Source organism: Undibacterium sp. Ji83W (assembly GCF_049340385.1).
In the GTDB taxonomy this organism is placed as follows: domain Bacteria; phylum Pseudomonadota; class Gammaproteobacteria; order Burkholderiales; family Burkholderiaceae_D; genus Undibacterium.
The window spans coordinates 105,168-127,247 of the sequence record NZ_JBMPOZ010000016.1; the positions used below are offsets into that span (position 1 = coordinate 105,168).

General features: G+C 48.9%; 27 protein-coding genes and 1 tRNA gene. 11 read left to right on the plus strand and 17 right to left on the minus strand.

Features of this window, described 5'->3' with window-relative positions:
* The first annotated feature begins 84 nt into the window (after window positions 1-84).
* Complete coding sequence (locus ACO0LD_RS22675) at window positions 85-744, plus strand: hypothetical protein (protein WP_423010441.1); 660 nt, start codon at window positions 85-87, stop codon at window positions 742-744.
* Between the two features lie 264 nt (window positions 745-1,008).
* Here the strand turns inward: ACO0LD_RS22675 and ACO0LD_RS22680 are convergent, their stop codons facing one another.
* A complete protein-coding gene (locus ACO0LD_RS22680) occupies window positions 1,009-1,341 on the minus strand; it encodes a hypothetical protein (protein WP_423010442.1) in 333 nt (110 codons plus the stop codon).
* Between the two features lie 16 nt (window positions 1,342-1,357).
* Window positions 1,358-2,005, minus strand: coding sequence for a VTT domain-containing protein (locus tag ACO0LD_RS22685; protein WP_423010443.1), 648 nt, complete (start codon window positions 2,003-2,005; stop codon window positions 1,358-1,360).
* A 94-nt stretch (window positions 2,006-2,099) separates the two neighbouring features.
* Between ACO0LD_RS22685 and mutL the strand changes: the two genes are divergently transcribed.
* The 4 genes from mutL to ACO0LD_RS22705 all read left to right on the plus strand — a co-directional run bounded on the left by mutL (window position 2,100) and on the right by ACO0LD_RS22705 (window position 6,493).
* A complete protein-coding gene (mutL, locus tag ACO0LD_RS22690; protein WP_423010444.1) occupies window positions 2,100-4,013 on the plus strand; it encodes a DNA mismatch repair endonuclease MutL in 1,914 nt (637 codons plus the stop codon).
* Between the two features lie 46 nt (window positions 4,014-4,059).
* Entirely contained in the window at window positions 4,060-5,280 is a 1,221-nt protein-coding gene (locus ACO0LD_RS22695) for a multidrug effflux MFS transporter (protein WP_423010445.1), read from the plus strand.
* Window positions 5,277-6,224 carry a tRNA (adenosine(37)-N6)-dimethylallyltransferase MiaA gene (miaA, locus tag ACO0LD_RS22700; RefSeq protein ID WP_423010446.1) on the plus strand — a complete coding sequence of 316 codons (948 nt, stop codon included), beginning with the start codon at window positions 5,277-5,279 and terminating at the stop codon, window positions 6,222-6,224. Before ACO0LD_RS22695 ends, miaA begins: the two co-directional genes overlap by 4 nt.
* 192 nt (window positions 6,225-6,416) lie before the next feature.
* Window positions 6,417-6,493: transfer RNA gene (locus tag ACO0LD_RS22705), tRNA-Met, on the plus strand.
* Window positions 6,494-6,586: 93 nt separating this feature from the next.
* Here the strand turns inward: ACO0LD_RS22705 and ACO0LD_RS22710 are convergent.
* From ACO0LD_RS22710 to ACO0LD_RS22725, 4 genes are all read right to left on the minus strand, one after another.
* Window positions 6,587-6,835 (minus strand): hypothetical protein, encoded by a 249-nt coding sequence (locus tag ACO0LD_RS22710; RefSeq protein WP_423010447.1) that lies wholly within the window; start codon window positions 6,833-6,835, stop codon window positions 6,587-6,589.
* Window positions 6,836-7,034: 199 nt separating this feature from the next.
* Complete coding sequence (locus ACO0LD_RS22715; RefSeq protein ID WP_423010448.1) at window positions 7,035-7,883, minus strand: three-Cys-motif partner protein TcmP; 849 nt, start codon at window positions 7,881-7,883, stop codon at window positions 7,035-7,037.
* On the minus strand, window positions 7,880-9,166 hold the full coding sequence (locus tag ACO0LD_RS22720) for a three-Cys-motif partner protein TcmP (RefSeq protein WP_423010449.1): 1,287 nt from the start codon (window positions 9,164-9,166) through the stop codon (window positions 7,880-7,882). Before ACO0LD_RS22720 ends, ACO0LD_RS22715 begins: the two co-directional genes overlap by 4 nt.
* Before the next feature lie 27 nt (window positions 9,167-9,193).
* Window positions 9,194-10,057, minus strand: a complete 864-nt coding sequence (locus tag ACO0LD_RS22725; RefSeq protein ID WP_423010450.1) for a DUF5131 family protein — start codon at window positions 10,055-10,057, stop codon at window positions 9,194-9,196.
* A gap of 308 nt (window positions 10,058-10,365) precedes the next feature.
* Here ACO0LD_RS22725 and ACO0LD_RS22730 point away from each other — a divergent pair, with 308 nt between their 5' ends.
* A complete protein-coding gene (locus ACO0LD_RS22730; protein ID WP_423010451.1) occupies window positions 10,366-11,352 on the plus strand; it encodes a hypothetical protein in 987 nt (328 codons plus the stop codon).
* Between the two features lie 203 nt (window positions 11,353-11,555).
* Here the strand turns inward: ACO0LD_RS22730 and ACO0LD_RS22735 are convergent, their stop codons facing one another.
* Together ACO0LD_RS22735 and ACO0LD_RS22740 are read right to left on the minus strand one after the other, a co-directional pair.
* Entirely contained in the window at window positions 11,556-12,305 is a 750-nt protein-coding gene (locus tag ACO0LD_RS22735) for a substrate-binding periplasmic protein (protein ID WP_423010452.1), read from the minus strand.
* A 459-nt stretch (window positions 12,306-12,764) separates the two neighbouring features.
* Window positions 12,765-13,457, minus strand: coding sequence for an ATP-dependent Clp protease proteolytic subunit (locus tag ACO0LD_RS22740; protein ID WP_423010453.1), 693 nt, complete (start codon window positions 13,455-13,457; stop codon window positions 12,765-12,767).
* 262 nt (window positions 13,458-13,719) lie between these two features.
* Between ACO0LD_RS22740 and ACO0LD_RS22745 the strand changes: the two genes are divergently transcribed.
* Window positions 13,720-14,154, plus strand: coding sequence for a DUF2177 family protein (locus ACO0LD_RS22745; RefSeq protein ID WP_423010454.1), 435 nt, complete (start codon window positions 13,720-13,722; stop codon window positions 14,152-14,154).
* A gap of 8 nt (window positions 14,155-14,162) precedes the next feature.
* Here ACO0LD_RS22745 and ACO0LD_RS22750 read toward each other — a convergent pair whose 3' ends face one another.
* From ACO0LD_RS22750 to ACO0LD_RS22785, 8 genes are all read right to left on the minus strand, one after another.
* Complete coding sequence (locus tag ACO0LD_RS22750; protein ID WP_423010455.1) at window positions 14,163-14,669, minus strand: TPM domain-containing protein; 507 nt, start codon at window positions 14,667-14,669, stop codon at window positions 14,163-14,165.
* A 1-nt stretch (window position 14,670) separates the two neighbouring features.
* Window positions 14,671-15,528 carry a TPM domain-containing protein gene (locus ACO0LD_RS22755; protein WP_423010456.1) on the minus strand — a complete coding sequence of 286 codons (858 nt, stop codon included), beginning with the start codon at window positions 15,526-15,528 and terminating at the stop codon, window positions 14,671-14,673.
* Window positions 15,525-16,145 carry a LemA family protein gene (locus ACO0LD_RS22760; protein ID WP_423010457.1) on the minus strand — a complete coding sequence of 207 codons (621 nt, stop codon included), beginning with the start codon at window positions 16,143-16,145 and terminating at the stop codon, window positions 15,525-15,527. Before ACO0LD_RS22760 ends, ACO0LD_RS22755 begins: the two co-directional genes overlap by 4 nt.
* A 188-nt stretch (window positions 16,146-16,333) precedes the next feature.
* Entirely contained in the window at window positions 16,334-16,771 is a 438-nt protein-coding gene (locus ACO0LD_RS22765; protein WP_423010458.1) for a YybH family protein, read from the minus strand.
* Window positions 16,772-16,879: 108 nt separating this feature from the next.
* On the minus strand, window positions 16,880-17,224 hold the full coding sequence (locus tag ACO0LD_RS22770; protein WP_423010459.1) for a copper-binding protein: 345 nt from the start codon (window positions 17,222-17,224) through the stop codon (window positions 16,880-16,882).
* A 31-nt stretch (window positions 17,225-17,255) separates the two neighbouring features.
* Complete coding sequence (locus ACO0LD_RS22775) at window positions 17,256-17,750, minus strand: cupredoxin domain-containing protein (protein ID WP_423010491.1); 495 nt, start codon at window positions 17,748-17,750, stop codon at window positions 17,256-17,258.
* Between the two features lie 188 nt (window positions 17,751-17,938).
* Window positions 17,939-18,274, minus strand: coding sequence for a hypothetical protein (locus ACO0LD_RS22780; protein WP_423010460.1), 336 nt, complete (start codon window positions 18,272-18,274; stop codon window positions 17,939-17,941).
* Between the two features lie 188 nt (window positions 18,275-18,462).
* A complete protein-coding gene (locus ACO0LD_RS22785; RefSeq protein ID WP_423010461.1) occupies window positions 18,463-18,921 on the minus strand; it encodes a PA2169 family four-helix-bundle protein in 459 nt (152 codons plus the stop codon).
* 546 nt (window positions 18,922-19,467) lie between these two features.
* Between ACO0LD_RS22785 and ACO0LD_RS22790 the strand changes: the two genes are divergently transcribed.
* The 4 genes from ACO0LD_RS22790 (at window position 19,468) to ACO0LD_RS22805 (ending at window position 21,465) form a co-directional block, all read left to right on the plus strand.
* Window positions 19,468-19,683, plus strand: a complete 216-nt coding sequence (locus ACO0LD_RS22790; protein WP_423010462.1) for a hypothetical protein — start codon at window positions 19,468-19,470, stop codon at window positions 19,681-19,683.
* Between the two features lie 43 nt (window positions 19,684-19,726).
* Window positions 19,727-19,930, plus strand: coding sequence for a hypothetical protein (locus ACO0LD_RS22795; protein WP_423010463.1), 204 nt, complete (start codon window positions 19,727-19,729; stop codon window positions 19,928-19,930).
* A 73-nt stretch (window positions 19,931-20,003) separates the two neighbouring features.
* Window positions 20,004-20,408 (plus strand): hypothetical protein, encoded by a 405-nt coding sequence (locus ACO0LD_RS22800; RefSeq protein WP_423010464.1) that lies wholly within the window; start codon window positions 20,004-20,006, stop codon window positions 20,406-20,408.
* A 424-nt stretch (window positions 20,409-20,832) separates the two neighbouring features.
* The gene (locus ACO0LD_RS22805; protein WP_423010465.1) at window positions 20,833-21,465 is read left to right on the plus strand and encodes a response regulator; all 633 of its coding nucleotides are present in this window, start codon (window positions 20,833-20,835) and stop codon (window positions 21,463-21,465) included.
* Between the two features lie 72 nt (window positions 21,466-21,537).
* Here the strand turns inward: ACO0LD_RS22805 and ACO0LD_RS22810 are convergent, their stop codons facing one another.
* Window positions 21,538-21,918, minus strand: a complete 381-nt coding sequence (locus ACO0LD_RS22810) for a response regulator (protein ID WP_423010466.1) — start codon at window positions 21,916-21,918, stop codon at window positions 21,538-21,540.
* Between the last annotated feature and the right edge of the window lie 162 nt (window positions 21,919-22,080).

Here is a 22,080-nt window from a genome sequence, read left to right on the forward strand (position 1 = left end):
GTGCTGTTATCTGTATGCTATGATTTGCCGACATAGCCCAAGCACCGGAAACAATTTGTCCCCTCACAGGAAATATCTGCCCCTATGGCAATCAAAACCATCTTGAATGTAAGCGCCCTGGCTGGCGTAAAAATCACTTCCCGCCTCATAGGCTACACAGCATTCGGGGTATTCCTGAACCTGGTTTTATTGCTGTTTTTTACCAGTTGGGCTGGCAGGGGCCACAGCGGCTTGCCATTATTATTTCTTTGTGTGACGACCTTGCTGGCGCCCATCCTGTATTTCTTCATGGGTAAAAAGCAGGGTGTCGCTGCTGCCATGCATTTTTTGGCGGAACGTCATGGTACTGACCTGAGCCAGTTTGTCGTTGGCAAACTGACCGACAGCTATCCGCAGTTGCTGGACAAGGCCCATAACGCTGGCAGCACCAGCGCGGCCATCCATGAAAAAATCACCGAACAACTCAATAAAATGGGTGAGCAATCCGCCGTCAACAAGCTGGTCGTTAGCTCGCTGCTGCAAAAGTTTGATTTTATTTCTGTGATAGGTCGGGTATTGGAAAGCAATCCTGCCGCCGGCTCGGGCAGCCGCGAAGAGACCGCAGAAAAAATCGCCAAAGCCCTGGAAGAAAAAATGCGTGCAGATGACCTGAAACCAGATTTAAGCGCCCCCCGCAAACTGGTTGTGTGCAATATCGCCGCAGCCCTGTTCTGCGCGAGTATATTGCCGGTTATATTCAGGTAGGTGGGGAGGCGGTATTCACATGCCAACTCAAAAACGGAGCGTAGGTTGGGCTACGGGGTATCAGCCCAACACTGGGCCTTAACAAACGTATACGTTATTTAAACGCCGAGTGTTGGGCTGGTAAATCGTAGCCCAACCTACGAATGGATACCCCGTAGCCTCTAGCGAGGCCCGGCCCAACCTACAAAAAATTGTGGCGCTTCAATCGGCATTGAAAGAAAAAGGAATTTTGCAAAAGCAATTTCACCAAACCCTATCCAAAACCTACTCCACCACACTAGCATCCGAATCACAAGCAGTCCCTGCCGCGATCCACCGCTTCACCCGCCTGGCAAACCAGCTCTGCCAGGCAAATGGCAGCAAGCGCACATAGCTGGCGGGCTGGATCAACATCCCACAACGATATTGCTGCACATCCCCATTCCATTCCAGCGCCCGGCAACTGCCGCGCAACTGCCATAAAAACACCCGCGCCACCGGGCAGGGTTCTGCTGCACAACAAACGCCACAACCATTACAAGCCTGCCCCAAGGCAGGCTTCAACGGTGCACTGGCATGCAGCCAGATGATATGGGATGAAGTTGACTGTGCTTTCACAATACCTTCAGGTTCTTCAGGATGCCTTCTTCGGTCTCCGGAACAATTTCCACAAAGCGCCCAAAATAATAGGCACGACTGCAGCACCAACGCCAATCAGCACGATGGTATTCAGATGGTCACGAACAATTGGAATGTTACCAAAAAAATAACCACTCAATACCACACTGAATACCCATAACAAGGCACCCAGCACGTTATACAACTGAAAGGTTTTGTGCGTCATCTCAGAAAAACCGGCGACAAAGGGGGCAAAAGTACGCACCAGCGGGATGAAACGCGCCAGCACGACTGTCTTGCCACCATGTTTTTCATAGAATTCATGGGTCTTCATCAAGGCTTTGCGGTCTATCCAGCGGTAGTCTTTTTCCAGCACTTTATGACCAATCAAGCTGCCTATCCAGTAATTGATGGAGTTACCAGTAATTGAAGCAATCACCAGCAAGGTGATGAGCAACGTCACGCTCATAGACCCGGTGGCGCAAAAAGTACCTGCGATGAACAACAACGAATCGCCAGGCAGGAATGGGAAAATCACAAATGCCGTTTCGCAAAACACGATGGCAAACAACACGACATACACCAGCGTGCCGTATTGCTGAATGACGGTGCCCAGCATTTTATCGACATGTAAAATCATGTCGAGGAGTTGCATAAAATCCATTATTGTCCCAGGGTCTAGATAGTCTGTACATAAAGCCGCCGCAATCATACACCAGACGGCAATGTCTGAGACGCCTGACAGGTATAATCATGAGATGAATTCGAACCCTGCTACCCATCGCCCCATCCTGGCCTTGCCCGATAACCTGATTTCCCAGATCGCCGCTGGCGAAGTCGTGGAAAGGCCATCTGCCGTCGTCAAGGAAGTTTTGGAAAACGCCCTCGATGCCGGTGCCAGCAATGTCGTCATCCGCCTGGAAGAAGGCGGCGTCAAGCGCATTGCCATTACCGACAATGGCCGCGGCATACCGCCAGACCAGTTAACGCTGGCCGTGGCCCGCCATGCAACATCCAAGATTGCCAGCCTGGATGAGCTCGAACATGTCGCCACCCTGGGCTTTCGTGGCGAGGCTTTAGCCTCCATCGCTTCGGTATCGCTGCTGACGCTGACCACCCGCACCGCAGATGCTCCACATGCCTGGCAGATAGAAAACGGCAAGGTCTCACCCGCATCCGGCGCGCAAGGTACGACGGTGGACGTGCAAGACCTGTATTACAACACCCCGGCCAGACGCAAGTTTTTAAAGTCTGAGCAGACAGAATTTGGTCATTGCGCCGAGATCGTGCGCCGCATAGCCCTGGCCAGACCCGACGTCTCGTTTTCTTTAAGCCACAATGGCAAAGCCGTTGATCACTGGAATGTCAGCGCCATCGACAAGCGCAGCGCACAGATTTTGGGTGAAGCATTCTCGAATGCCCGCCTGTCCCTCGATGAAAGCGCAGGCCCCTTGCGTATACACGGCTTTGTCGGCCTGCCCACGGCATCCAAGGCCCGCGCCGATGCACAGTTCTTTTATGTCAATGGCCGCTTCGTGCGCGACAAACTGCTGACGCATGCCGTGCGCGCTGCCTATCAAGACGTGTTGCATGGTGACCGTTATCCATCCTATGTATTGGGGCTGGACCTGGACCCGGCACTGGTCGATGTGAATGTGCACCCATCGAAGATAGAAGTACGCTTCCGCGATAGCCGCTCTGTGCATCAGTTTGTCTTCCATGCCGTCAGCCGCGCCTTGGCACAAACATCGGCGACCGCCTTTGGCACTGTCCCCGGCCCCATGTCTGCAGGCTCTGGCATAGCCGCACCCGCAAATGGCAGCACGCCGTGGATATCCGGCGAGCAAACCACGTTTGCAGCGCAGTTTGCCAACCCATCCCCCTATGCTGTAGGAGGAGGTGCTACTGGTGGAGGCGGCTACGGCAATGCCTACCAGAATCCCTATCGCCCACAGCCCAATGGCGGCGTCACCCAAAGCATGGAAAACTATGGCGCTTTCTTCAGCCCGGGTATCGGTAGTGGCGTCAATGAAGCAGGTGCCAGCTATGCACCCGCCAACCAGGTCGCCAACAGCCTGCCAGATGACGACTACCCATTAGGCTTTGCCCTCGCCCAATTGCATGGCGTGTATGTGCTGGCACAAAACAGCAAGGGCCTGGTACTGGTAGACATGCACGCCGCCCATGAACGCATACTCTACGAACAATTAAAAAACGCCCTTGATGAAAACAGCATGCCGGTGCAACCCATGCTGATCCCCATCACCTTCTTTGCCGACGCAGTAGAAGTTGGCACGGTAGAAGAACATCAGGACACGCTCAAGGCACTGGGCTTTGACATGGCCGCCATCTCGCCAACCACGCTGGCCGTACGTGCCGTGCCAGCTCTCTTGAAGAATGCCGACGCCCAGTCACTGGCACGTGACGTCTTGCGTGAAGTGCGCGAATTTGGTGGCTCGCGCGTCCTGATAGACAGGCGTAATGAATTGCTGGGCACCCTGGCCTGCCACACTGCCGTGCGCGCCAACCGCAGCCTGACCGTGCCAGAAATGAATGCCCTGCTGCGCCAGATGGAACATACAGAACGCTCAGACCAGTGCAACCATGGCCGCCCGACCTGGGTGCAACTGGGTTTGAATGATCTCGACAAGATGTTCTTGCGTGGGCAGTGATGTGCTTAAGAACGTGATCAATAGCGTGACTAACTCAAAAGCAAGCATGAACCAGCCAGCCCAGGCCATCGCCCAGTTCTCGACAGCGCCGCTGTTCTTTTTGATTGCCGCATTCCTGATGCTGCAACCGCTATCGACTGACCTGTACCTGGCATCCCTGCCCAGCCTGGCAGCGGTGTTTGATGTGCCTGCATCCACTGTGCAACTGACACTGTCCATCTTTGTCGCTGGCTTTGGTGGTGCACAACTGGTCATAGGCCCACTATCTGACCGCTTTGGCCGCCGCCCCGTCGTCATCGCCGGGTTAAGCCTTTACCTGCTCGCCAGCCTGTTGTGTGGCGCATCGCAAAGCATGGGCATGCTCATCATTGCGCGCTTCTTACAAGCCCTGGGTTGCTGTTCTGCCGTCATCATTGCACGTGCGATAGTGCGCGACGCTTATGATCCGCAAGACAGCATCAAGGTCATTTCCAAGGCCAGTAGCTGGGTATCTGCCGCACCTTTGCTTGGGCCTATCCTGGGTTCATTCTTGCAAGTCAATCTGGGCTGGCGTGCGGCATTTTTTGTGCATGCCCTGCTGGCAGCAGCCTTGCTCATCATGGTTATCTTGCGCCTGCCAGAAACCAATCTGTATAAAGATGCCAAAGCCACCAATGTCAGCGGCTTGCTGCGCAATTACCGCATCGTGCTGGGTGCGCCGGTGTTCTGGGTGTATGCCTTGCCCGGTGCCTTGTCGTATGGCTCCATCTTTGTGTTTATCTCTGGCGCATCCTTTGTACTGATCAAGGTGCTGCTTTTGCCAACAGCCTGGTTTGGTTATTGTTTTGCTTTTGGTGTATCCGGTTACCTCAGTGGCACCGTGGTATGCCGCCGCTTGCATGCACGCTTTGGCACAAAAATCACCATGCGCATGGGCAGCAGCTTGTCTTTTGCAGCGGGCTCGACTTTTCTGGCAATGACACTGGCGGGCGTACAGCACTGGGCCATGCTACCGCCCATCATGTTCATGACCATGGGTGCGCATGGCATCAACTTCCCTATTTCGCAATCCAATTCTGTCTCGCCTTTCCCGCAACAGGCAGGCACTGCTGCTGGCCTCATGGGGGCGCTGTATATGCTGGTCGCCTTTATCGTCGGCAGCATCGTTGGTGCCACGCATAATGGCACGGTCTACCCACTCGCCATCATCGCCTGCAGCATGGGCAGCCTCATTTTTATCGCCGCCCGCGCCCTCCCTGCGCTGATCCCGGCAGAACAACCTGTATGAATATCTTAGCTAACAAAGTCATCGCCATCATGGGGCCAACTGCCTCAGGCAAAACCGCCGCCGCGCTGGAAATTGCGCGCCACTACCCGGCAGAAATCATCTCCGTCGATTCTGCCCTGGTCTACCGCGACATGAACATAGGCACGGCCAAACCCAATGCAGCAGAACTGGCCGCAGTGCCGCACCACCTCATCGACATCATCGACCCGGCAGAATCCTACTCGGTAGCGCAGTTTCGCAAAGATACGCAAAGACTGGTCAGCGAGATACAAGCCAGAGGCAAGCTGCCCCTGCTGGTAGGCGGCACCATGATGTATTTCAAAGCCCTGATGGATGGCCTTGATGACCTGCCAGGCGCAGACCCCGCCATACGCGCAGAACTCGATGCAGAAGCCGCCCGCATAGGCGTACCCGGCCTGCACGCCAGACTGGCAACCCTGGACCCGGAAACCGCAGCAAGACTCAAACCACAAGACAGCCAGCGCATACAACGCGCCCTGGAAATCATCGCCATCACTGGCCAGCCCATGTCCGCCTTGCTGGCCAAACAAGAGCGCGCCGCCCCACCCTTCGACATGCACGCCATCTCACTGGAACCATCAGAGCGCAGCGTACTCCACCAACGCATCGCCCTGCGCTTTGACACCATGCTACAGCAAGGCTTTATCGACGAAGTCAAGGTCCTAAAACAAAGACCAGACCTGCACGCCAACCTGCCATCCATACGCTGCGTAGGCTACCGCCAGGCTTGGGATTATCTCGATGGAGTGACCACCCTGGCAGAAATGCGCGAGCTAGGCATCATCGCCACCCGCCAACTCGCCAAACGCCAGGTCACCTGGCTAAGATCCATGCCTAACCGCATCATCATCGACTGCCTCGCAGCCAACGCCCAGGCGCAGATCATGGACAGCGTCAGGCAGGCATTGGCAAGCCCAGAGTAAATCCCAGCCAAGCTCACTACGAGCTTGGCTGGGATTCTCAGTGCGAACCTCATTTTTAACAATACGCAGCATAATTCAGACACAAAACCAGAAATGCTTTGCTTTTTAGGCAAAAATAGCCGCAGTTCCCATCAAAATCTGGTTTTGCATATTGACAGCCAAAAGCCAAACTGACATAATCGCAGGCTTCTTGGTGATATAGCTCAGTTGGTTAGAGCACAGCACTCATAATGCTGGGGTCGGTGGTTCAAGTCCACCTATCACCACCAGAATTTTCTTGCAGAGCGATCTGCAAGATGCAAAGAACCCGCTTATAGCCTTGTGCTTTAGCGGGTTTTTTGTTGAAAGTTACAAAAATCCCCCTACTCACCGAGTGACTCTTTTAAATCACTCAATAATTCCTCAAAGTCCGATTCTGTGACGGATTGAACCTCTTCTGGTAATAACCACATACTTGTCGCATCAAGATGTGCAATTAGTGCTTCAGATTCCCCTTCTACCAATTTTTTGTTAGACCACAATTCGTAAGCTGGTATCTGAATAAGCGCGTAATCACGTCCACGCCTTTGTAAATCAATCGCCTGAGTTGCAATTTCTTTGTCTGATTTCATAGATTCTCACTAAAAATATTTTTAAATGCAATTCAACGGCATCTTCATCTCAATTTGAAAGAACTGGATTTGAGGATTAGGCATGGCTCAATAACGGCCTTCGCCAAGAAGTGGCATGTGGATCAAACTGACCTAGAAAACGAACACTTCACTGTTTAATCAAGTGAACGATCAGGAAGTATTGCGCAGATTGTTCCAGCTACCCAAAATCCAACTCTCGATTTAAGCCCTGCGCCACATCTCCCCAAATACGATTCGGGAACGGATGTCTGCTAAAGAAAACGAGGTGATAAAGTGGCCTATTGCCATTATCCCGAACCAGCGGCATACGCTGGCTAATATTAAACCCCAGGCTCTTTACAAGCCCGCACCAATAATCGAAAAACTCTTCATCTGCATCACCACGAACAAATGCCATCGGATCGATGTGTTCACGCCAACCGGGTGCAGTGAGATCAAATCTTGCTCTTTCTGGATGACGTTCCATCAAAACATTGCGACGCAAATCCATGGTGCTAAAATGAACTGCGAAATCTATATACTCGAGCTTGGCAAGCTTCTCAATTACATTAAAACTTAGATACTGCAAATTGTACGGATCTAAGTATGCCAAACAAAGCGCTCCAGTTGGAACTGTTTTCAATACTAGGTCAACGGTGCTTTCAGCAGGACCTTCAAACGCTCTCACAGGTGCCCCAAAGGCTTTTAAACGAACCTCACAAGCGCGGACACGCTCTACGTCAAGATCGCCAATTAAACATGAGGTAAACCCTGCATTACTAAGCAAAGAATGCTGCCACGCAACGATAGATCCGCCGTGACGTGTTATAGCTTCACCTTTTACTTGAATTCGACCGGGGCCGCAAAAAAGATCTATAAAAATTCGATGACGAAATTTTTTGCGTGCTTGGCGTGTCCCTTCCACATATTTTGCCAAGTAAGTATGCTTTTGCATTGGCACCCAATCGCCAACTCCGTCGCCTTGTCTGCCGTGTTCAATCGGCAAATCTGCATAGGGATCTGAATCATGCGCGAGTACAAAGCTCATCGAAGCGTACTCAATGTTGTGGAATGAAAAAGGTTCTTTTGTAGGCATCGCTGAATTAGGTCGCTATCGCATATATATCGCGCATACCGTTTAGACTTACCATCTTCAGATTTAATAGCTATTTCTTTCTCACCAATGAGCATTTCTAACGCAGTGTTATACATCCCCGCAGTCGCAGGCGACGTATTGCAAGTCGAAGAAAACAACTCTCCCACAGTCACTGGCGAAGTTCTTGATGCGATATTTACGGCCAATTGTTGGATTAGTGCCGAATTTGATTGATGCAAAGCGACGTCATCAAACTGAAAACCTCCAGTAAACTCTTGACGAAAGCCCATTGTGTGCGGTGCAAGCATATCAAGTCCCGCACCACCGTAATGCACAAAGTGATTTTGAAACTGCCAATGGACTTGCTTCATAACGTCCTGAGCGCGGTGATGCTGAGATAAGTGAACAAGCCAATATTCGCCATGACCACTCCCTTGCCCACGAATAAAAAAAGGTGTAAAGAATTGTGCTCCACATTTACTCACTAAGGCTTGATATAGTGCACCTTGAATAAAGCGACGCCAATCTGCATCGTTGCCTTTGATGTCTTCAATTGTTTGGCCGCCAAGTGCTTCATGGACATCAATTGCAAGCGCCTTTCCAACATGCTCCGCGAATTCATCGTTAGTGTATGTTGCAAATGAGGAGACATGAAAAGTAAGTACCACCTCGCTGTGTGGCAAACTTGTAAAAATCTGACGAATTAACGGCGCCGGAACATCGGTGTATCCGTATTGATCAAGAAAGAAAAGGGCTCGTCCGGCCCGAGGCGTGTGTCGCGCAACCTGGGCAATAGTCGCAGAAGCTGCAGATGCAAATTCCTCACATAAAAGATGTATAGAATTGCCAATCTTGGCACCATAGCCATGCAATTTAAGCACCTGCATTAAATACGCGATCGCATGCTTATTTTTATCAATAAAGACATACTGGATATCTAAATCCAATTTCTTCGTTCTATCTCGATTAATTAAGGTCGTAGCCTCTTCGACAGCTTTAAGCATTCGTAGGGGCGAGCCGAGTACTTGTTGAGAGGTACCGCGAATTGTGTATAGGCCACCACCACAAAATCCATCAACCAAAGTCAAACGAAATCGCTCCATTCCTCTTGCCTTGAGCGTACGCTGTTCAAAATATCGAACCAAGTAACCAACTAACACATCATGTTTGGTCAGGCTGTGAAGATCCAGTTCAGCAGGACCATCCCTCCAGTCGTAATGCTTGCCTTTCGCCAAGGATAAATCCTTTCAGTCGATGACGGTTCACTTACTCTTTTGAAGTTTCGGAAACTGATCCCAATGCCGACCACCAAGCACTCTCCCAGCCTTACCTTTCCCCACTGCAGCAAGCTGAATCTCGGAATCACCATGGCGAACAATATGTATTAATGTCTTTTTTGTCAATACATCGGTAGTGAGCTCTATTGGAGCCCAGTGCCCCCACTGCTTAAAGTGAAATGCCACTTTAGCGGCACTACACTGTTTACGCAATTCATCGGGCCATTGAGGCTCCATTGGTCGAGAACCGTGACCAGACTCGCCCCCAGCAATAACCCAGTCAACTCGGATGCCAGCTTGGTTACGTTTCAGATATTTTTGTAAATCAACTGGTCCAAGTAATGGTTCACAGGATAAAAATCTGACAGCAGGGGTAGTAAACTCTAATAAGTGCCGAATTCGCTTGTCGGCTTCGGCTTGATTTTCAACAGTAGTTCCGAGCCATACGTTTGAGGGAAACGTATATCCTTTCGGAAGTTGCTTCTTTACTAGGTGAATACGCTTAGTTAACAGAAGCCAATCTAACTGTGGCGTCTGAGCAATAAGCTCTAGAAGTCTAAGTCGATGCGATATAAGATCTGGCCTATTTTCAAATACGTCAGCCATTGATGCACAGAAAACCCTCTTTCTAATACCTTGTGCAACAGCATCTGCATTCCATTTGTGCGGTTCTTTCCAATGAGCATCACCAAAGAATCGTCGTTCTGTTTTAGCCCCCCACACATCTTCGCCCAAACGCTTTGCCCAAGTTTCCGCATAGCAATGATCACAGGCAGCAGAGACCCTTACGCAACCCCACCAAGGGTTAAACGTATGATGCGTCCATTCGATTGCAGTGTCTTTACCCATATTTCAAAATGTCAATTTATAATTAATTATACTGCTTTTATATTCAGTTAGTTAGCTTCGAAATCAGTTACTCACTTTTAACACTTTGAAACTAAAGGAGCAAATTTTAATCATTTTTTGAATTGCATTGACGTGAGCTACGTTTAGCATGCAATCTTAATGCTTTGACCATTAGACAGAGTAATAGCGGCAGCATTGCAAGGCATTATTCGAAGTTGAAAATCTGCAGACTGTCTATATCAGGAATATGTTGAATCGGTTAACATGATCGAGCGTCAAATTTCTTATTTTCATCACCGCCGTAAATTATGACCGCCAACCGCATTAACTACATCAACACCGCCCTAATTATTTTTTCCTGCGTTATTGCGTTCGTCATTCCATTCGAATTATTTTTATTCTCTTACGGTGTACTAGGGCCATTGCATTACCTGACCGAAATAGGCTGGCTGCATAAGAAAAATTATTTCACCAAGGGTAGATACGACTTTATTTTCTTGATTGGCTTGTGCTTTGCTTTGCTGTTCTTCCCGGCCTTTTTACATCTATCCAAAGACAGCACTTTTGCCGCAGACGTGGTTGCGCTTGCTGTTTTTTTGTCGCTTATTTTTGTGCTGGTAGAAGACAAGCTTTATAGAATTGCGCTTGTGGTGCTGGCCTTGCTGGCCATAGTTGTAGTCAATAAATCTCCAGCTTATTTAATCTGGATTGGTCTTTTTCTTCCCACCATTATTCACGTCTTTATTTTTACCATGGCGTTTATGCTGTTTGGTGCATTGAAAGAAAAGTCGTTCTCGGGATATTTATCTGTCGCGGTTTTGATCTTATGCGCCGCGAGTTTTTTTCTTGTCCAGCCAACGGGCTTGCAGTATGCGGTGAGTGATTATGTTCACAAAAGTTATTTTCAATTTGAATTATTGAATTTTAGTTTGATCAATATTTTTCACCTCGATACGCTAGAAAAGACCAGCGAGATTTTTACCAGCAATGCAGGTTTTGTAATCATGCGGTTTATTGCCTTTGCTTACACCTATCATTACTTGAACTGGTTTTCAAAAACATCGGTCATACAATGGCATAAGGTTCCAAGGCAAACTTTGTTTTGGACAATTGCGATCTGGCTGCTGTCGATGGGCTTGTATGCTTATGATTACAATCTGGGATTGCAGGTTCTATTCTTCCTGAGCCTTTTACATGTGCTTTTGGAATTACCGCTCAATGTTGTGTCGTTTGCGGGTATAGGGAAGGCGCTGGCTGGCAGCAGGCTCACTATTGCTGGAGTCGTTGAGAGGTAAGTGATCAAGCGTTTGCCGGGAGCGTGCCTGCCTTCTGTTTCCAAAGACTATGTCCCAGCCAGTGCACTGAACAATTGCACCGCCTGATATTGAGGCCGCAAGTGCTACCTATGCGTGCTATGGACAATTAGGGTCACAAATGCGAACAGCAACTCTTGGCGTACCTGACGGAAGAGTTGCGGTCATACTTCTGAGCAGGTGTACTAACTAATTTGTATATTCTTCCGACCCAATGGGTAACGGCCTTTGTTATCTTTAATGAAGATATTCAACTGTTCCAGCAATCCTGAACTGGCATTGCGGGTGACGAAATTGAAGCTCTCTTTGTCCGTACCGGCGATATCGTGGATATCTGCCAGTGCCAAGCTGCCTGCTCCGTATTTTTCGGCAAGGTAGCTGTTGCTGACATCGCCTTCGGCAAAGGCGTCTATCTTTCCACCCCTGAGGAGTTCGACAATGACAGCCTGAGCATCAGACTCGGAAGTGACATACTGATCGACAAACTCGATCGTATCGCGACAAAGAGGGTAACGCGCATGTGCATCGAGATCGGCGGTTGATTTTTTGGTGACAACTATTTTTTTGCCTGCCACGGTTTCATATTTGTCAAACGTCTCTTTGTCCGTGGCACGCACCAGCAATGACCTTTGAACATGAAAGTAGGAATCACTCCATGACGCATATTCCCCTATAGGCCGATCATTACGTCGTTGAATGCCCGCAGCGGCGATATCGCAATGATCCTTGCCGGGCAGAGTCCAAATGCCGTCGAAGTCATGCTCTTTCAATACTAATTCCAGCTTCAGGTTGCCGGCAAAATTTTCCAGGGAGAAGACGTCCAGACCTGTGAGCCCCTTATCCTTGTCTTTATAGCAAACCGGGGCGAACCCACCGTAAGTGTAGACGGTTAATTTACCGGGGACCAGGGTTGTAACTGTCGTTGCATCTTTCATGATCTCATTTCCTGATTAACTTGCTGTTGAAAAGCGAGGGGCGATTTGGGAACCATCACCACTTGAAACTTGATATCAGACCCAACCTGGCCGGGTAGTAGAAACCGGTTCGTATCCAAATCGGAGCTGCAGTTCTTCCACAATTTTTGTTGTACTTTGAAAGACTTCCCCATTATTTTCAAGCATGCTGGAAGTAAAAATTCCCTCTGCAATCTTAATCGAGGCACTATCAAAATTAAAACTGGAATATGGGCAAAGCGTTATCGACACATCTGAACGCCAGGTTCTCCTGGAGAAAAATTTGACTGGCTTATTCTGTTTGTTTCCAATATTAAAGCGAAGTTGCCACTCTTCCCAATATGCTCCGTTGCGAAAACGTACTAATACAATTTTAAAGCTGTGTTCACGAATAGAAGTCATTAGATCGAATATACGTTTTAATTTTATTAAATCTATCGCTCATTCTGTAGATTTGGCCGCCCCAGTTTCGTCCAGGCTTTCTACCTTCAATAACTCAGCCGTCGTCAAGATACCTATCTTGACGATGTTGTAGCCTTTCATGGCTTCGCAACGCAGTGAGCCCTGGGTGCAGAAACGGATATCACCTAGGTAGTTTTCATCGGGGTAATAGAAGAACAGCATGTCACCTGCACTCTCTATGTTCATGGCGCGGTCCAATACTTCTTCAGGGAATTTGCCTTGTGTTACCTTGAGCAACCATTCGCGGAATCTGGGGATGGCGGCGGTAGAGATTTCTTTGGTGACTTTATTATGCGGGGCGTGGAAACCCAGGCGTGTCCGTTCGAGGTGTTTGCTGACGAGCATTTGTCTTTCTGTACCGGCCATAAAGATGAGCGCGCAGGCAGACATGCAATTGCCGTTGACTGCAGTGTTCATCTTGCCTTCTGTAATGAGTTCAGCGATGTCATAGGCGGCGCGCATATTGCCACCGGGGCTTTCGGTCATCACTACTGTTTTGACCGGCCCTTCTTCCAGTTTTTTGCGGAATAACTTACTGTCTTCCGGTACGACTTTGCCAAACAGTATCAGAGTCTGGTTGGACCTTAACATGGTCATGGCAGTGGCATTGCCAGATAAAAATAGGGTGCACAGGGTGAGAAAGGCAAAAAGCTGTTTTAGATTCGATGGCATGACGATAAGCTGTGGTAGGTGTAGATATAAAGAAAGAAATTTTTACTCATGGTGAAAGCATGCCTACCTCGCAAACACCAGGAATAAATATGCTTTTTGATGGTTAACAGGCCTTGGGGCATTAGACACCAAACATTCATCATTTGACAATGCTTTTATTGAATCAATTACCACAAGCTACAGTCCAGGTATTTCATTGATAATGGGAAAGTAATCGGTAAAACCAGCGACTGACATCACATCAATACCTAAAAGGCAAGCCATGTTCACTCTGTCCAACATTAAGTCAGTCACTACAAAACAAATACTGCTCGCTTATGGTGTTGCGCTACTCGCCATACTTGCGCTGGATGCAGTGTGGCTGGGTCTGCTGATGACAGCTACCTACCAGTTTTATCTGGGCGAACTGATGCTGGCGCAACCGAGGCTGATACCAGCGGCACTGTTTTATCTGTTGTATGCATTTGGGTTAACGGTATTTGGCATAGTGCCAGCCTTGCGTGTACATAGCTGGCAACAAGCAGCCTGCCTTTGTGCTTTGCTGGGTCTGGTGGCTTATGGCACGTATGACCTTAGCAATTTGGCGACCTTGAAAGCTTGGTCGCCCACACTGGCGGCAATTGATATCTGCTGGGGTGCCCTGCTGTCATGTATTGCCGGTACGCTAGCGTATTTTGGCGCAAGTCGTTCAGTGTGAGCGATTTGCTAGAGTAAAACTGGTTCATCCGGCAATTCGTTTTTATTTTCGCCAGTTGCCGGAGAATGCATCATCAAATGTTGACCAACAGCCTGTATGCCTTTGATGGCACCTTCTTCATAATGCCCCAGTTTGAAGGCGTCTTCCATTAAGTGGCAAACCTGGTTCCAGGCATCAATCCCGGTTTTACGATAGATCCCTCTGTCAGCAATGATTTCTACCTCACGATCTGCCAGCAGCACATAGATCAAGACGCCGTTATTGTATTCAGTGTCCCATACTCCCTGCTGGGAAAAAACTTCTATGGCACGCGCCCTGGTGGATTGGTCTGCAAAAAGGGCGTGGCAGTCAAGCGCACTTTCTATGACAAAGCGGATTTGCCCCTGGTGTGTTGCTTCGTTGTCTTTGATGGCAAGTTCTATGGCATGCAGGCTCTTGGCCGGGAAGATGCTTTTTAGTTGGGACTGGCTGCTCAGCAAGTGTTTTGCGATACGCCGGAAATTGAGTTTTTTCATATCACCACCGCCCCGATGCACCGCCACCGCCAAAACCGCCGCCACCGCCACTGAAACCTCCGCCACTCCCGCCAAAGCCTCCGCGTCCTGAGCCACCATAATAGGCACCAATACCACGAGCCCCCAGTACACCGCTAAACAGACTGAAGACCATTGCTACGATAGCGGCCAAAACCGCCATGGAGACCGCGCCTATGACAAACCAGGCGATAACGCCGACTACGCCACCAGTAATGATAGCGCCGGGCAATCTGCCAAATATGGCGCGCAAGACACCGCCGACGACCAGGGCCAGTACAAATAATATCGGCGCATATTGCTGGAATCCACCGGCATCTATCGACCTGCCCTGGGTTTGGGCTGGCAAGGGCTCTCCATCAATGACGCGCATGATCTGGTCTGTACCAGCTTTGATGCCTGCATAGTAGTCGCCCTGCTTGAAGTAAGGTGTCATGGTTTCGGCAATGATGCGCTTGGCGATGGCGTCATTGAGTGCCCCCTCGAGGCCATAACCAACTTCTATGCGCATGGCATGGTCATTTTTGGCGATCAACAGAATGACACCGTCATCCACTTTCTTGCGTCCCAGCTTCCATTGTTCAGCCACGCGCAAGGCATACTGCTCTATGCTTTCTGGCGCGGTAGTCGGTACAATCAGCACTGCAAGCTGGCTACCTTTTTTACTTTCAAAGCTTTGCAGGCTTTGTTCCAGTGTAGTTTTTTGCTCAGGGCTGAGTGTGGCAGTCTGGTCTGTGACGCGGGTTTGTATGGGTGGTACGGCAATTTGTGCGTGAACACCAAGGGCAAACAGCAGCATCCATGTGAAGAATGCCATTGCTGTTTTTTGCAGGATATTCATTTTGCGCTGCCCGCACTATTCGCTGCAGGTGCAGTAAAGTCCACTTTGGGTGGCTTGGCAATTTCTTTTTCATTCTCCACCGCGAAATTGGGCTTGACCTGATAGCCAAACATCATGGCTGTCAGATTGGACGGGAAGGAACGTACCAGCACATTGTATTCTTGCACTGCCTTGATATAACGATTACGCGCAACGGCAATGCGGTTTTCTGTGCCTTCAAGCTGGGCTTGTAGGTCACGAAAATTAGCATCGGATTTGAGTTGTGGATAATTTTCAGTGACAAGCAATAATCTGGACAAGGCACCGGACAATTCACCCTGTGCTGACTGAAACTTGGCAAAAGCTTCTGGATTGGCCAGCAATTCAGGCGTGGCCTGTATGCTACCAACTTTGGCACGGGCATTGGTAACACCCAGCAATACATCTTTCTCTTGTGCCGCAAAGCCTTTGACGGTGTTCACCAGATTAGGTACAAGATCAGCGCGACGCTGATACTGGTTTAATACTTCAGACCAGCTAGACTTGATTTGCTCGTCACCACTCTGGAAACCATTGTAGCCACAGCCCGACAACATCAGTATTGCCATCATCGACAATAAGCATCCTAATTTTCGCATTTGATATCTCCACGATGACACATGCGCCATCACGCGCATGCGCTTATTTTTTGTCTGTAATGGTCATAGTGGCATTTCGCAAATATGACTTCGGTGCGTTGGCGTACAGTTCGCCAATTAACACTCACAGACTAAAACAAATCGTGCACCAAACTTTGATGCCAGTCAAAGTTTGGTGATGCAAAAGATCAACTTGTTATTTTGGATTTGCGTGAAGACCAGTGCACGTGGACGATGCGCCATTGCTCGCCCTGCTTTTCCAGCAGGCTGGTTTCAGTACCAAAGATGTGGATGTCCTTACCCTTGTGCTTTGCCCTGGTCTCGGTTTCTTGCCAGATCATGGCGAGCTTGCCTTCTATGCGTTCGCTGGTTTGCAGGACTTTGCGGTTTGCGTTTTTGGCGAAGACGATGTCTTCTGGCAAGTGATGACCTGCGTATTCTGCCCTTGAACGTTCTACATAGCCAGATTCATAGATGGTGACATCCGTTGCCAACAATTCTGTTGCCCTGTTCTTGTCACCACTGGCGAGGGCTGCGTGGAAGGCATCCAAGGCATCCGTTGCTTCACTGGCGCAGGCGATAGCAGTGAACATACTCATTGATAGCAGCAATGCGATTCTTTTCATGTGTATTTCTCCGGCTCAGTTAATCCTGATTGAGCTTGGTTAATCCTGGTTAATCTTGGTCAGGTTGACCAGACCCGGTTTTCCTGGTCTGGTCAACCCGGGGTTTTACTATTGTTTTACGACTTGAATGTCAGTCACATAGATTGCGCCATTGATTTTTTCTGCCCTGAACCTGACTTTATCACTAGTGGCCAACTTGTCGAGCATGGCGACGTCCTTGCTCCTGAAGATCATGGTCATGCCTGGCATATCAAGATTCTTGATGGGGCCATGCTTGAGTGTGATCTTGTTGGTGCTCTTGTCAATCTTGATGACTTCGCCTTCAGATACGTCATTACTGAGGCTTGCTGCCGTGTTGCTATCTGTGCTGGCTGGTATGCTTGCCTGAGCATGAGCAAGTTGCAAATTCGAGCCAAGCAGGATAACCGCTATGAATATTTTGATGTGCTTCATATAGAGTCTGGTCACCGTAATCAATGTTGAATTAATGTTGATGTGCAGGGGCGCTGCTTGCACTGATAGTCCTGGATTTACTGACCTGCACTTTGCCTTTCATGCCTGCATCGTAGTGTCCAGGCTGCAGGCAGGCAAAATCTATCTTGCCTGCTTTACTGAATTGCCAAAGCACTTCGCCACTCTGCGCTGCTGCCAGGGTGATCATATTTGGATCACTGTGCTCCATTTCCGGATTTTTCTTCATCAGTTCATAGTGTTGCCTGAGTTCTTTTTCTGTGCCGAGCACGAACTCATGTTTGAGTTTGCCTGAATTGCTGATAAGGAATCGTATGGTTTCACCTTGCCTGGCCTGCAGATTGGCAGGGCTGAAGCGCATGTCGTCATTCATGTCTATGGCGATAGTGCGGCTTACGTCAGCGGCATCGCCGGGCCTGCCTATGGCTGCGTCATCGTGGCCGTGGCCACCTGAGTGTGTGCCGGATGCGATGGCGGTAGATGTAAGCTGCACCAATACCAGCAGCATGCTGGTGAGCACGGTGCGGCTTGCTAATTTAATTGCGTTCATGATTCTTGTCCTTGTCCAATGATGGAAATGTCCCGTTGCTGCGGATGACTAGACATGGCATGCGCGAAGCTAGTCCGCCAGCATGCAAGCCAGCAACGATGACGATCAAACCCTGAATAACTCAGGGGAAATACAATCAAATGGACTTAGAACTTGGGTGGTTTTTCCGGGCAGTCGCCAATATGGCCAGCGTAGGATGAAAAAATCGGGTCGATTTTTTCTGAGGTAGGGCGCAGTAATGCCGTAGGCAAAATCGCGTTCAAAATAGCTGCAGCAATACAGCATTCTTCGCCAGAGGCATCATGATCAATTGCAGCCTTGTGGACTGACTCATCTGCATGATGTTGATGTGCATGCTGTTGACCGGCAGTAGTCTGCTGATGCTCAGTAGAACAACATATTCTGGACGCGGCTAAAACTCCTTGTACAGGAATAGCACACATCAGCACACATAACAGAAATAGTCGGAACAGCTTTTTCATGTTGCGAATTATAACTGTTTTATTATCCTGGCGACTTTTACCCCTGGCAGGAATGAATACAGGTAAATGCATGAAAAACAAAAACCCGCTGGGCTTGCGCCGCAGCGGGTTTATTTACACACGCCAGACTAGCTAACTGGCTAACTAGCTTGGAAGCTTAAAAGCCATACACCGCGTCAGAGCCCTGCTCAGGCGTGGGTTCTGACCTGGTTACGCAGGGCTTTGATCAGGTCATGGTTACGCAGCACGCCTTGATACTGACGCTCTACGACCAGGCGCACGTGCGTGGGCAAGTCTTTTTCCAGGGCTTTGCGATAAGCTTTCACGGCAACATCTTCGCCGCGTTCGCACTCGTCGAGTACTGTTTCATCGTCTTTGCCTGTGATGGCCGTACGAATATTGGTCCAGGCACGATGCAGTGCACCTGAAACACTGCTACTGGTCTCTGGATCGCCACCTTGATTACGTACCAGTTCCTGCAACTCGCCCGCTGCAAGCGCGCATTCGCGTCCACGTTCAGCCAGCATGGCTTTCAGTTGAGGATGGCGGGCACTGGCATCTTCGGAACAAGCTTTAAATCCTTCTTCGCCATCTTTGCTGGTTTCTATCAGGTCGTTCAAAGTAGAAATGATGTCGTCGTTATCCATGATGTTTCCTTTATTGGTAGTGAAAAAGCCGGCGTTAATGCTGAACATGCTTGCACACTGTATGTCGCCACATTGTTGCTACATTGTTGCTACATAAGGGCAGGCAGGGCAGCTTGCCGATAACTTGCCTGTCATCATGATTACTGGCATGACAGGAATTTCGTCAAGAGAAAATATCTCTCTTTGACATAAGCACATACTAAAACCCTCAGCGATTCAAGCATATCGGACATGGGCTTACTGCCATGTAGGAACTCAAGAGATGTAGCTTCAGACCTTAAATTTTGACGTCGTTGTATGCCTGGGCTTTAGCTGGCAGTAATTTAGCTTGCCTACAGTGATTTACGGTTGAGCAGCGCCGATTTACTTCATCTATTCCTACAAAGCCTGGCGTTCGTGTCCTATATGGAGGCATTTGGGCCGATGCTAGTATGCAATGCAAGTCGATAACAATACAGCTACATGCTGGCGGTGTATGAATTGGCACTGGCTTACCGCATAGTTACCGCATAGATCAGGATTCACCAATTTTCTGGAGAAATCGCAATGAATACATGTCTATTTAAAAGTGGGGTATTTTTTTTGCAGGGCGCACTGAGCTTGGGTATAGGTCACCTGCTTGGTAAGCAGCACTTGCGCACCAGCGGTTATCAAATGCTGACCAATGCCAGATGCCAGGTTGCCATCGCTGATGCACAAAAGGTGATCCGGCAATGCATCAAACGCCAGCAAAATAGCCTCACTTCGATTTCACGGTCCTGAGCACAGATTATCTGAAACAATTGAATACAACCTGGAGATATATATGATAGCCCCAAAACATTTATTCCTCGTCGCCGGTCTTGCAAGTTGGGCCTTGATGACTGCTTTTGGCAAAAAAAGGTACCACGAGCGACATACTGCCAAGAAATTGCATAAAGCCGAAATCAGTACCTGGGAGGGTGAAGGCGGTAATCTGCCCCCAAAAGTAAGCCGACCTGCTGGTGAGAACGGTGCAGCACCTCAATAAATCTGTACGAACAATATTCCAGCAACTATCTACGGGTAGCGCGCTGGTTTTGATCAAGGAAAAAGGAGTAATCATGCCTAGCAACCCAAGCAATAGTGTAGCCCCGGTAAATGGGACAACTGCAGGGACAACTGCAGGAACAACTGCAAACAATACCAATAGTCCTTCCATACCCTTTCCGACCAGTGACAATCCACCGACTCTGGTGGAGCAAGTCCAGGAAAAAACTACCGAAGCAGTCAAACCTGTAGTCGAGAAATTGGCTGTCATTAAAGAGCAGGCTGCCAGCAAATTAAGTTCAGGCGCCAGTCAGGCAGTGACAAAGCTGGGTGAACACAGTGAAAGACTGTATATATCACAGGCTAAACTACTCGATACCTGTCGTATTCAAGTGAGAAGACAGCCTATGACGATGCTGGGCTTGGCTGTGGCGACCGTGGTGGCACTCGGTGTTTTATTCGGCCGTCAGACGCGCTAAAAGGCGTTTACGCCAGAGCAAAGGAGGGCCGGATAGATTCCAGCTAATTTTGCAGAGTCTTTCTGCCTATCCTCTCTGTAATAAAAGCAGCAGGACTTGTCTTGCTGCTTTTATTACGGAGAGGGTACGAAATTTTCCCGCTGATGTCCCTCGATTGCTTGTTCAAACGCATGTGGCATATACTGAGCTTGGCTAAAGCAATAGGCTAGGTGTGTTCGGCAAGGAATTTTGACGATATTTACCCATATCCCGGTGAGGTGCTATGCTATGGCAACAAGTGAGGGCATATCGTGGATAGATGCCCAGGCACAAAAAAGCATGGTGAGTATTTGAAAGCTCGCCCGGCTTCTGGTTAAATGAATTTTGTGATGCCACATAGAAACTAGTTGAGATAATTGTGTATTCGCAAATTTGAAGGAAGAAAATGATACGTATCGCAGTCTGTGACGACCATCAAATTGTACGGGCCGGCTTCAAGCAAATATTTTCAGAAGTCAGCGACTTCGAAGTCGTGGCAGAAGCGACGACTGGCCGTGAAGCTTTGGAGATCGCCAGGAGAGAGGCTTGTGATGTCATGCTACTTGATATCAGCATGCCAGACCAAAGCGGCATCGACACTTTGCGTACGATCAAACAAGGGCAGCCAGATTTACCTATTTTGATTTTGAGCGGTTACCCGGCCCAGCAATATGCAGTGAATCTCTTGAAAATGGGTGCCAATGGTTACCTGAACAAGGAATGTGATGCCGATGAACTGATCAAGGCCGTCAGAACAGTATCCACCGGGCGTCGTTATGTAAGTGCCGACGTGGGTGAAATTCTGGCACAGGGATTTGACCATGATGCAGAAACAGCCTTGCACACTGAGTTGTCCGACCGTGAATTCCAGGTATTTTTAAGACTGGCCAAAGGTGAATCTGTATCTGACATTGCGGTAACACTGTCACTCAGTGTAAAAACCATCAGTACCTATCGCACCCGCGTCATGGAGAAAATGAATCTGCAATCAAATTGCGACCTGACGTATTACGCAATGAAAAATAATTTGCTGGAATAGCCAAGCATAAGCGAGCCGGGTAAAAGGGAGAAAGCGAGAAAAGAAAAGCTGTTCAGCGTCGTGCAGTACAGCCTAATGAGCCAGGGCCTGTATGTGACCTACCAGGCTATCCATTTCACGGGACTTATCAAAAAAACCTTCAGCACCCAGTGACATGGTGCGTGTTTTCAAAGCATTGCTGGGGTTGCTGGTAAATACCAGGCGTGAGCCATATTGACGACCATCGCTTTTCAAGCCAGACAATACCGCCAGGCCACTGCCTTCACGCAAGCCTATGTCTACGATGGCGACATCCCACTCGATAGAACGCAATTGATATAAAGCCTCTTTTTCACTTTCTGCGAAACCGATGACTTCTACATTTTCCGTCTGCTGCAATACCTCAATCAGCACTGAACGAATTCTTTGCGCATCTTCGATTAAAAATACTTTCAATTTTTTCTTGTCGTTCATTATGTTCCAAACTCTTGCGAACTGAAACTCGCTGTGATAAGAGCACTCCAGCACGAGGCCTCAATGAAATTCATTTTAAGGAGAGTCTGCTCGATTAGCAATAATCTTTCACGGAATTGCTTGTAGGAATAAACCTACCTCTTCAGATTTCCGGGGCTAGAA

What these genes read in the sequence shown, in the direction of transcription:
- ACO0LD_RS22675 (WP_423010441.1), top strand. Translation starts at nt 85, where the DNA reads ATGGCAATCAAAACCATCTTGAATGTAAGCGCCCTGGCTGGCGTAAAA.
- ACO0LD_RS22685 (WP_423010443.1), bottom strand. Translation starts at nt 2,005, where the DNA reads ATGGATTTTATGCAACTCCTCGACATGATTTTACATGTCGATAAAATG.
- mutL (WP_423010444.1), top strand. Translation starts at nt 2,100, where the DNA reads ATGAATTCGAACCCTGCTACCCATCGCCCCATCCTGGCCTTGCCCGAT.
- ACO0LD_RS22695 (WP_423010445.1), top strand. Translation starts at nt 4,060, where the DNA reads ATGAACCAGCCAGCCCAGGCCATCGCCCAGTTCTCGACAGCGCCGCTG.
- miaA (WP_423010446.1), top strand. Translation starts at nt 5,277, where the DNA reads ATGAATATCTTAGCTAACAAAGTCATCGCCATCATGGGGCCAACTGCC.
- ACO0LD_RS22710 (WP_423010447.1), bottom strand. Translation starts at nt 6,835, where the DNA reads ATGAAATCAGACAAAGAAATTGCAACTCAGGCGATTGATTTACAAAGG.
- ACO0LD_RS22715 (WP_423010448.1), bottom strand. Translation starts at nt 7,883, where the DNA reads ATGAGCTTTGTACTCGCGCATGATTCAGATCCCTATGCAGATTTGCCG.
- ACO0LD_RS22725 (WP_423010450.1), bottom strand. Translation starts at nt 10,057, where the DNA reads ATGGGTAAAGACACTGCAATCGAATGGACGCATCATACGTTTAACCCT.
- ACO0LD_RS22730 (WP_423010451.1), top strand. Translation starts at nt 10,366, where the DNA reads ATGACCGCCAACCGCATTAACTACATCAACACCGCCCTAATTATTTTT.
- ACO0LD_RS22735 (WP_423010452.1), bottom strand. Translation starts at nt 12,305, where the DNA reads ATGAAAGATGCAACGACAGTTACAACCCTGGTCCCCGGTAAATTAACC.
- ACO0LD_RS22740 (WP_423010453.1), bottom strand. Translation starts at nt 13,457, where the DNA reads ATGCCATCGAATCTAAAACAGCTTTTTGCCTTTCTCACCCTGTGCACC.
- ACO0LD_RS22745 (WP_423010454.1), top strand. Translation starts at nt 13,720, where the DNA reads ATGTTCACTCTGTCCAACATTAAGTCAGTCACTACAAAACAAATACTG.
- ACO0LD_RS22750 (WP_423010455.1), bottom strand. Translation starts at nt 14,669, where the DNA reads ATGAAAAAACTCAATTTCCGGCGTATCGCAAAACACTTGCTGAGCAGC.
- ACO0LD_RS22755 (WP_423010456.1), bottom strand. Translation starts at nt 15,528, where the DNA reads ATGAATATCCTGCAAAAAACAGCAATGGCATTCTTCACATGGATGCTG.
- ACO0LD_RS22760 (WP_423010457.1), bottom strand. Translation starts at nt 16,145, where the DNA reads ATGCGAAAATTAGGATGCTTATTGTCGATGATGGCAATACTGATGTTG.
- ACO0LD_RS22765 (WP_423010458.1), bottom strand. Translation starts at nt 16,771, where the DNA reads ATGAAAAGAATCGCATTGCTGCTATCAATGAGTATGTTCACTGCTATC.
- ACO0LD_RS22770 (WP_423010459.1), bottom strand. Translation starts at nt 17,224, where the DNA reads ATGAAGCACATCAAAATATTCATAGCGGTTATCCTGCTTGGCTCGAAT.
- ACO0LD_RS22775 (WP_423010491.1), bottom strand. Translation starts at nt 17,750, where the DNA reads ATGCTGCTGGTATTGGTGCAGCTTACATCTACCGCCATCGCATCCGGC.
- ACO0LD_RS22780 (WP_423010460.1), bottom strand. Translation starts at nt 18,274, where the DNA reads ATGAAAAAGCTGTTCCGACTATTTCTGTTATGTGTGCTGATGTGTGCT.
- ACO0LD_RS22785 (WP_423010461.1), bottom strand. Translation starts at nt 18,921, where the DNA reads ATGGATAACGACGACATCATTTCTACTTTGAACGACCTGATAGAAACC.
- ACO0LD_RS22790 (WP_423010462.1), top strand. Translation starts at nt 19,468, where the DNA reads ATGAATACATGTCTATTTAAAAGTGGGGTATTTTTTTTGCAGGGCGCA.
- ACO0LD_RS22795 (WP_423010463.1), top strand. Translation starts at nt 19,727, where the DNA reads ATGATAGCCCCAAAACATTTATTCCTCGTCGCCGGTCTTGCAAGTTGG.
- ACO0LD_RS22800 (WP_423010464.1), top strand. Translation starts at nt 20,004, where the DNA reads ATGCCTAGCAACCCAAGCAATAGTGTAGCCCCGGTAAATGGGACAACT.
- ACO0LD_RS22805 (WP_423010465.1), top strand. Translation starts at nt 20,833, where the DNA reads ATGATACGTATCGCAGTCTGTGACGACCATCAAATTGTACGGGCCGGC.
- ACO0LD_RS22810 (WP_423010466.1), bottom strand. Translation starts at nt 21,918, where the DNA reads ATGAACGACAAGAAAAAATTGAAAGTATTTTTAATCGAAGATGCGCAA.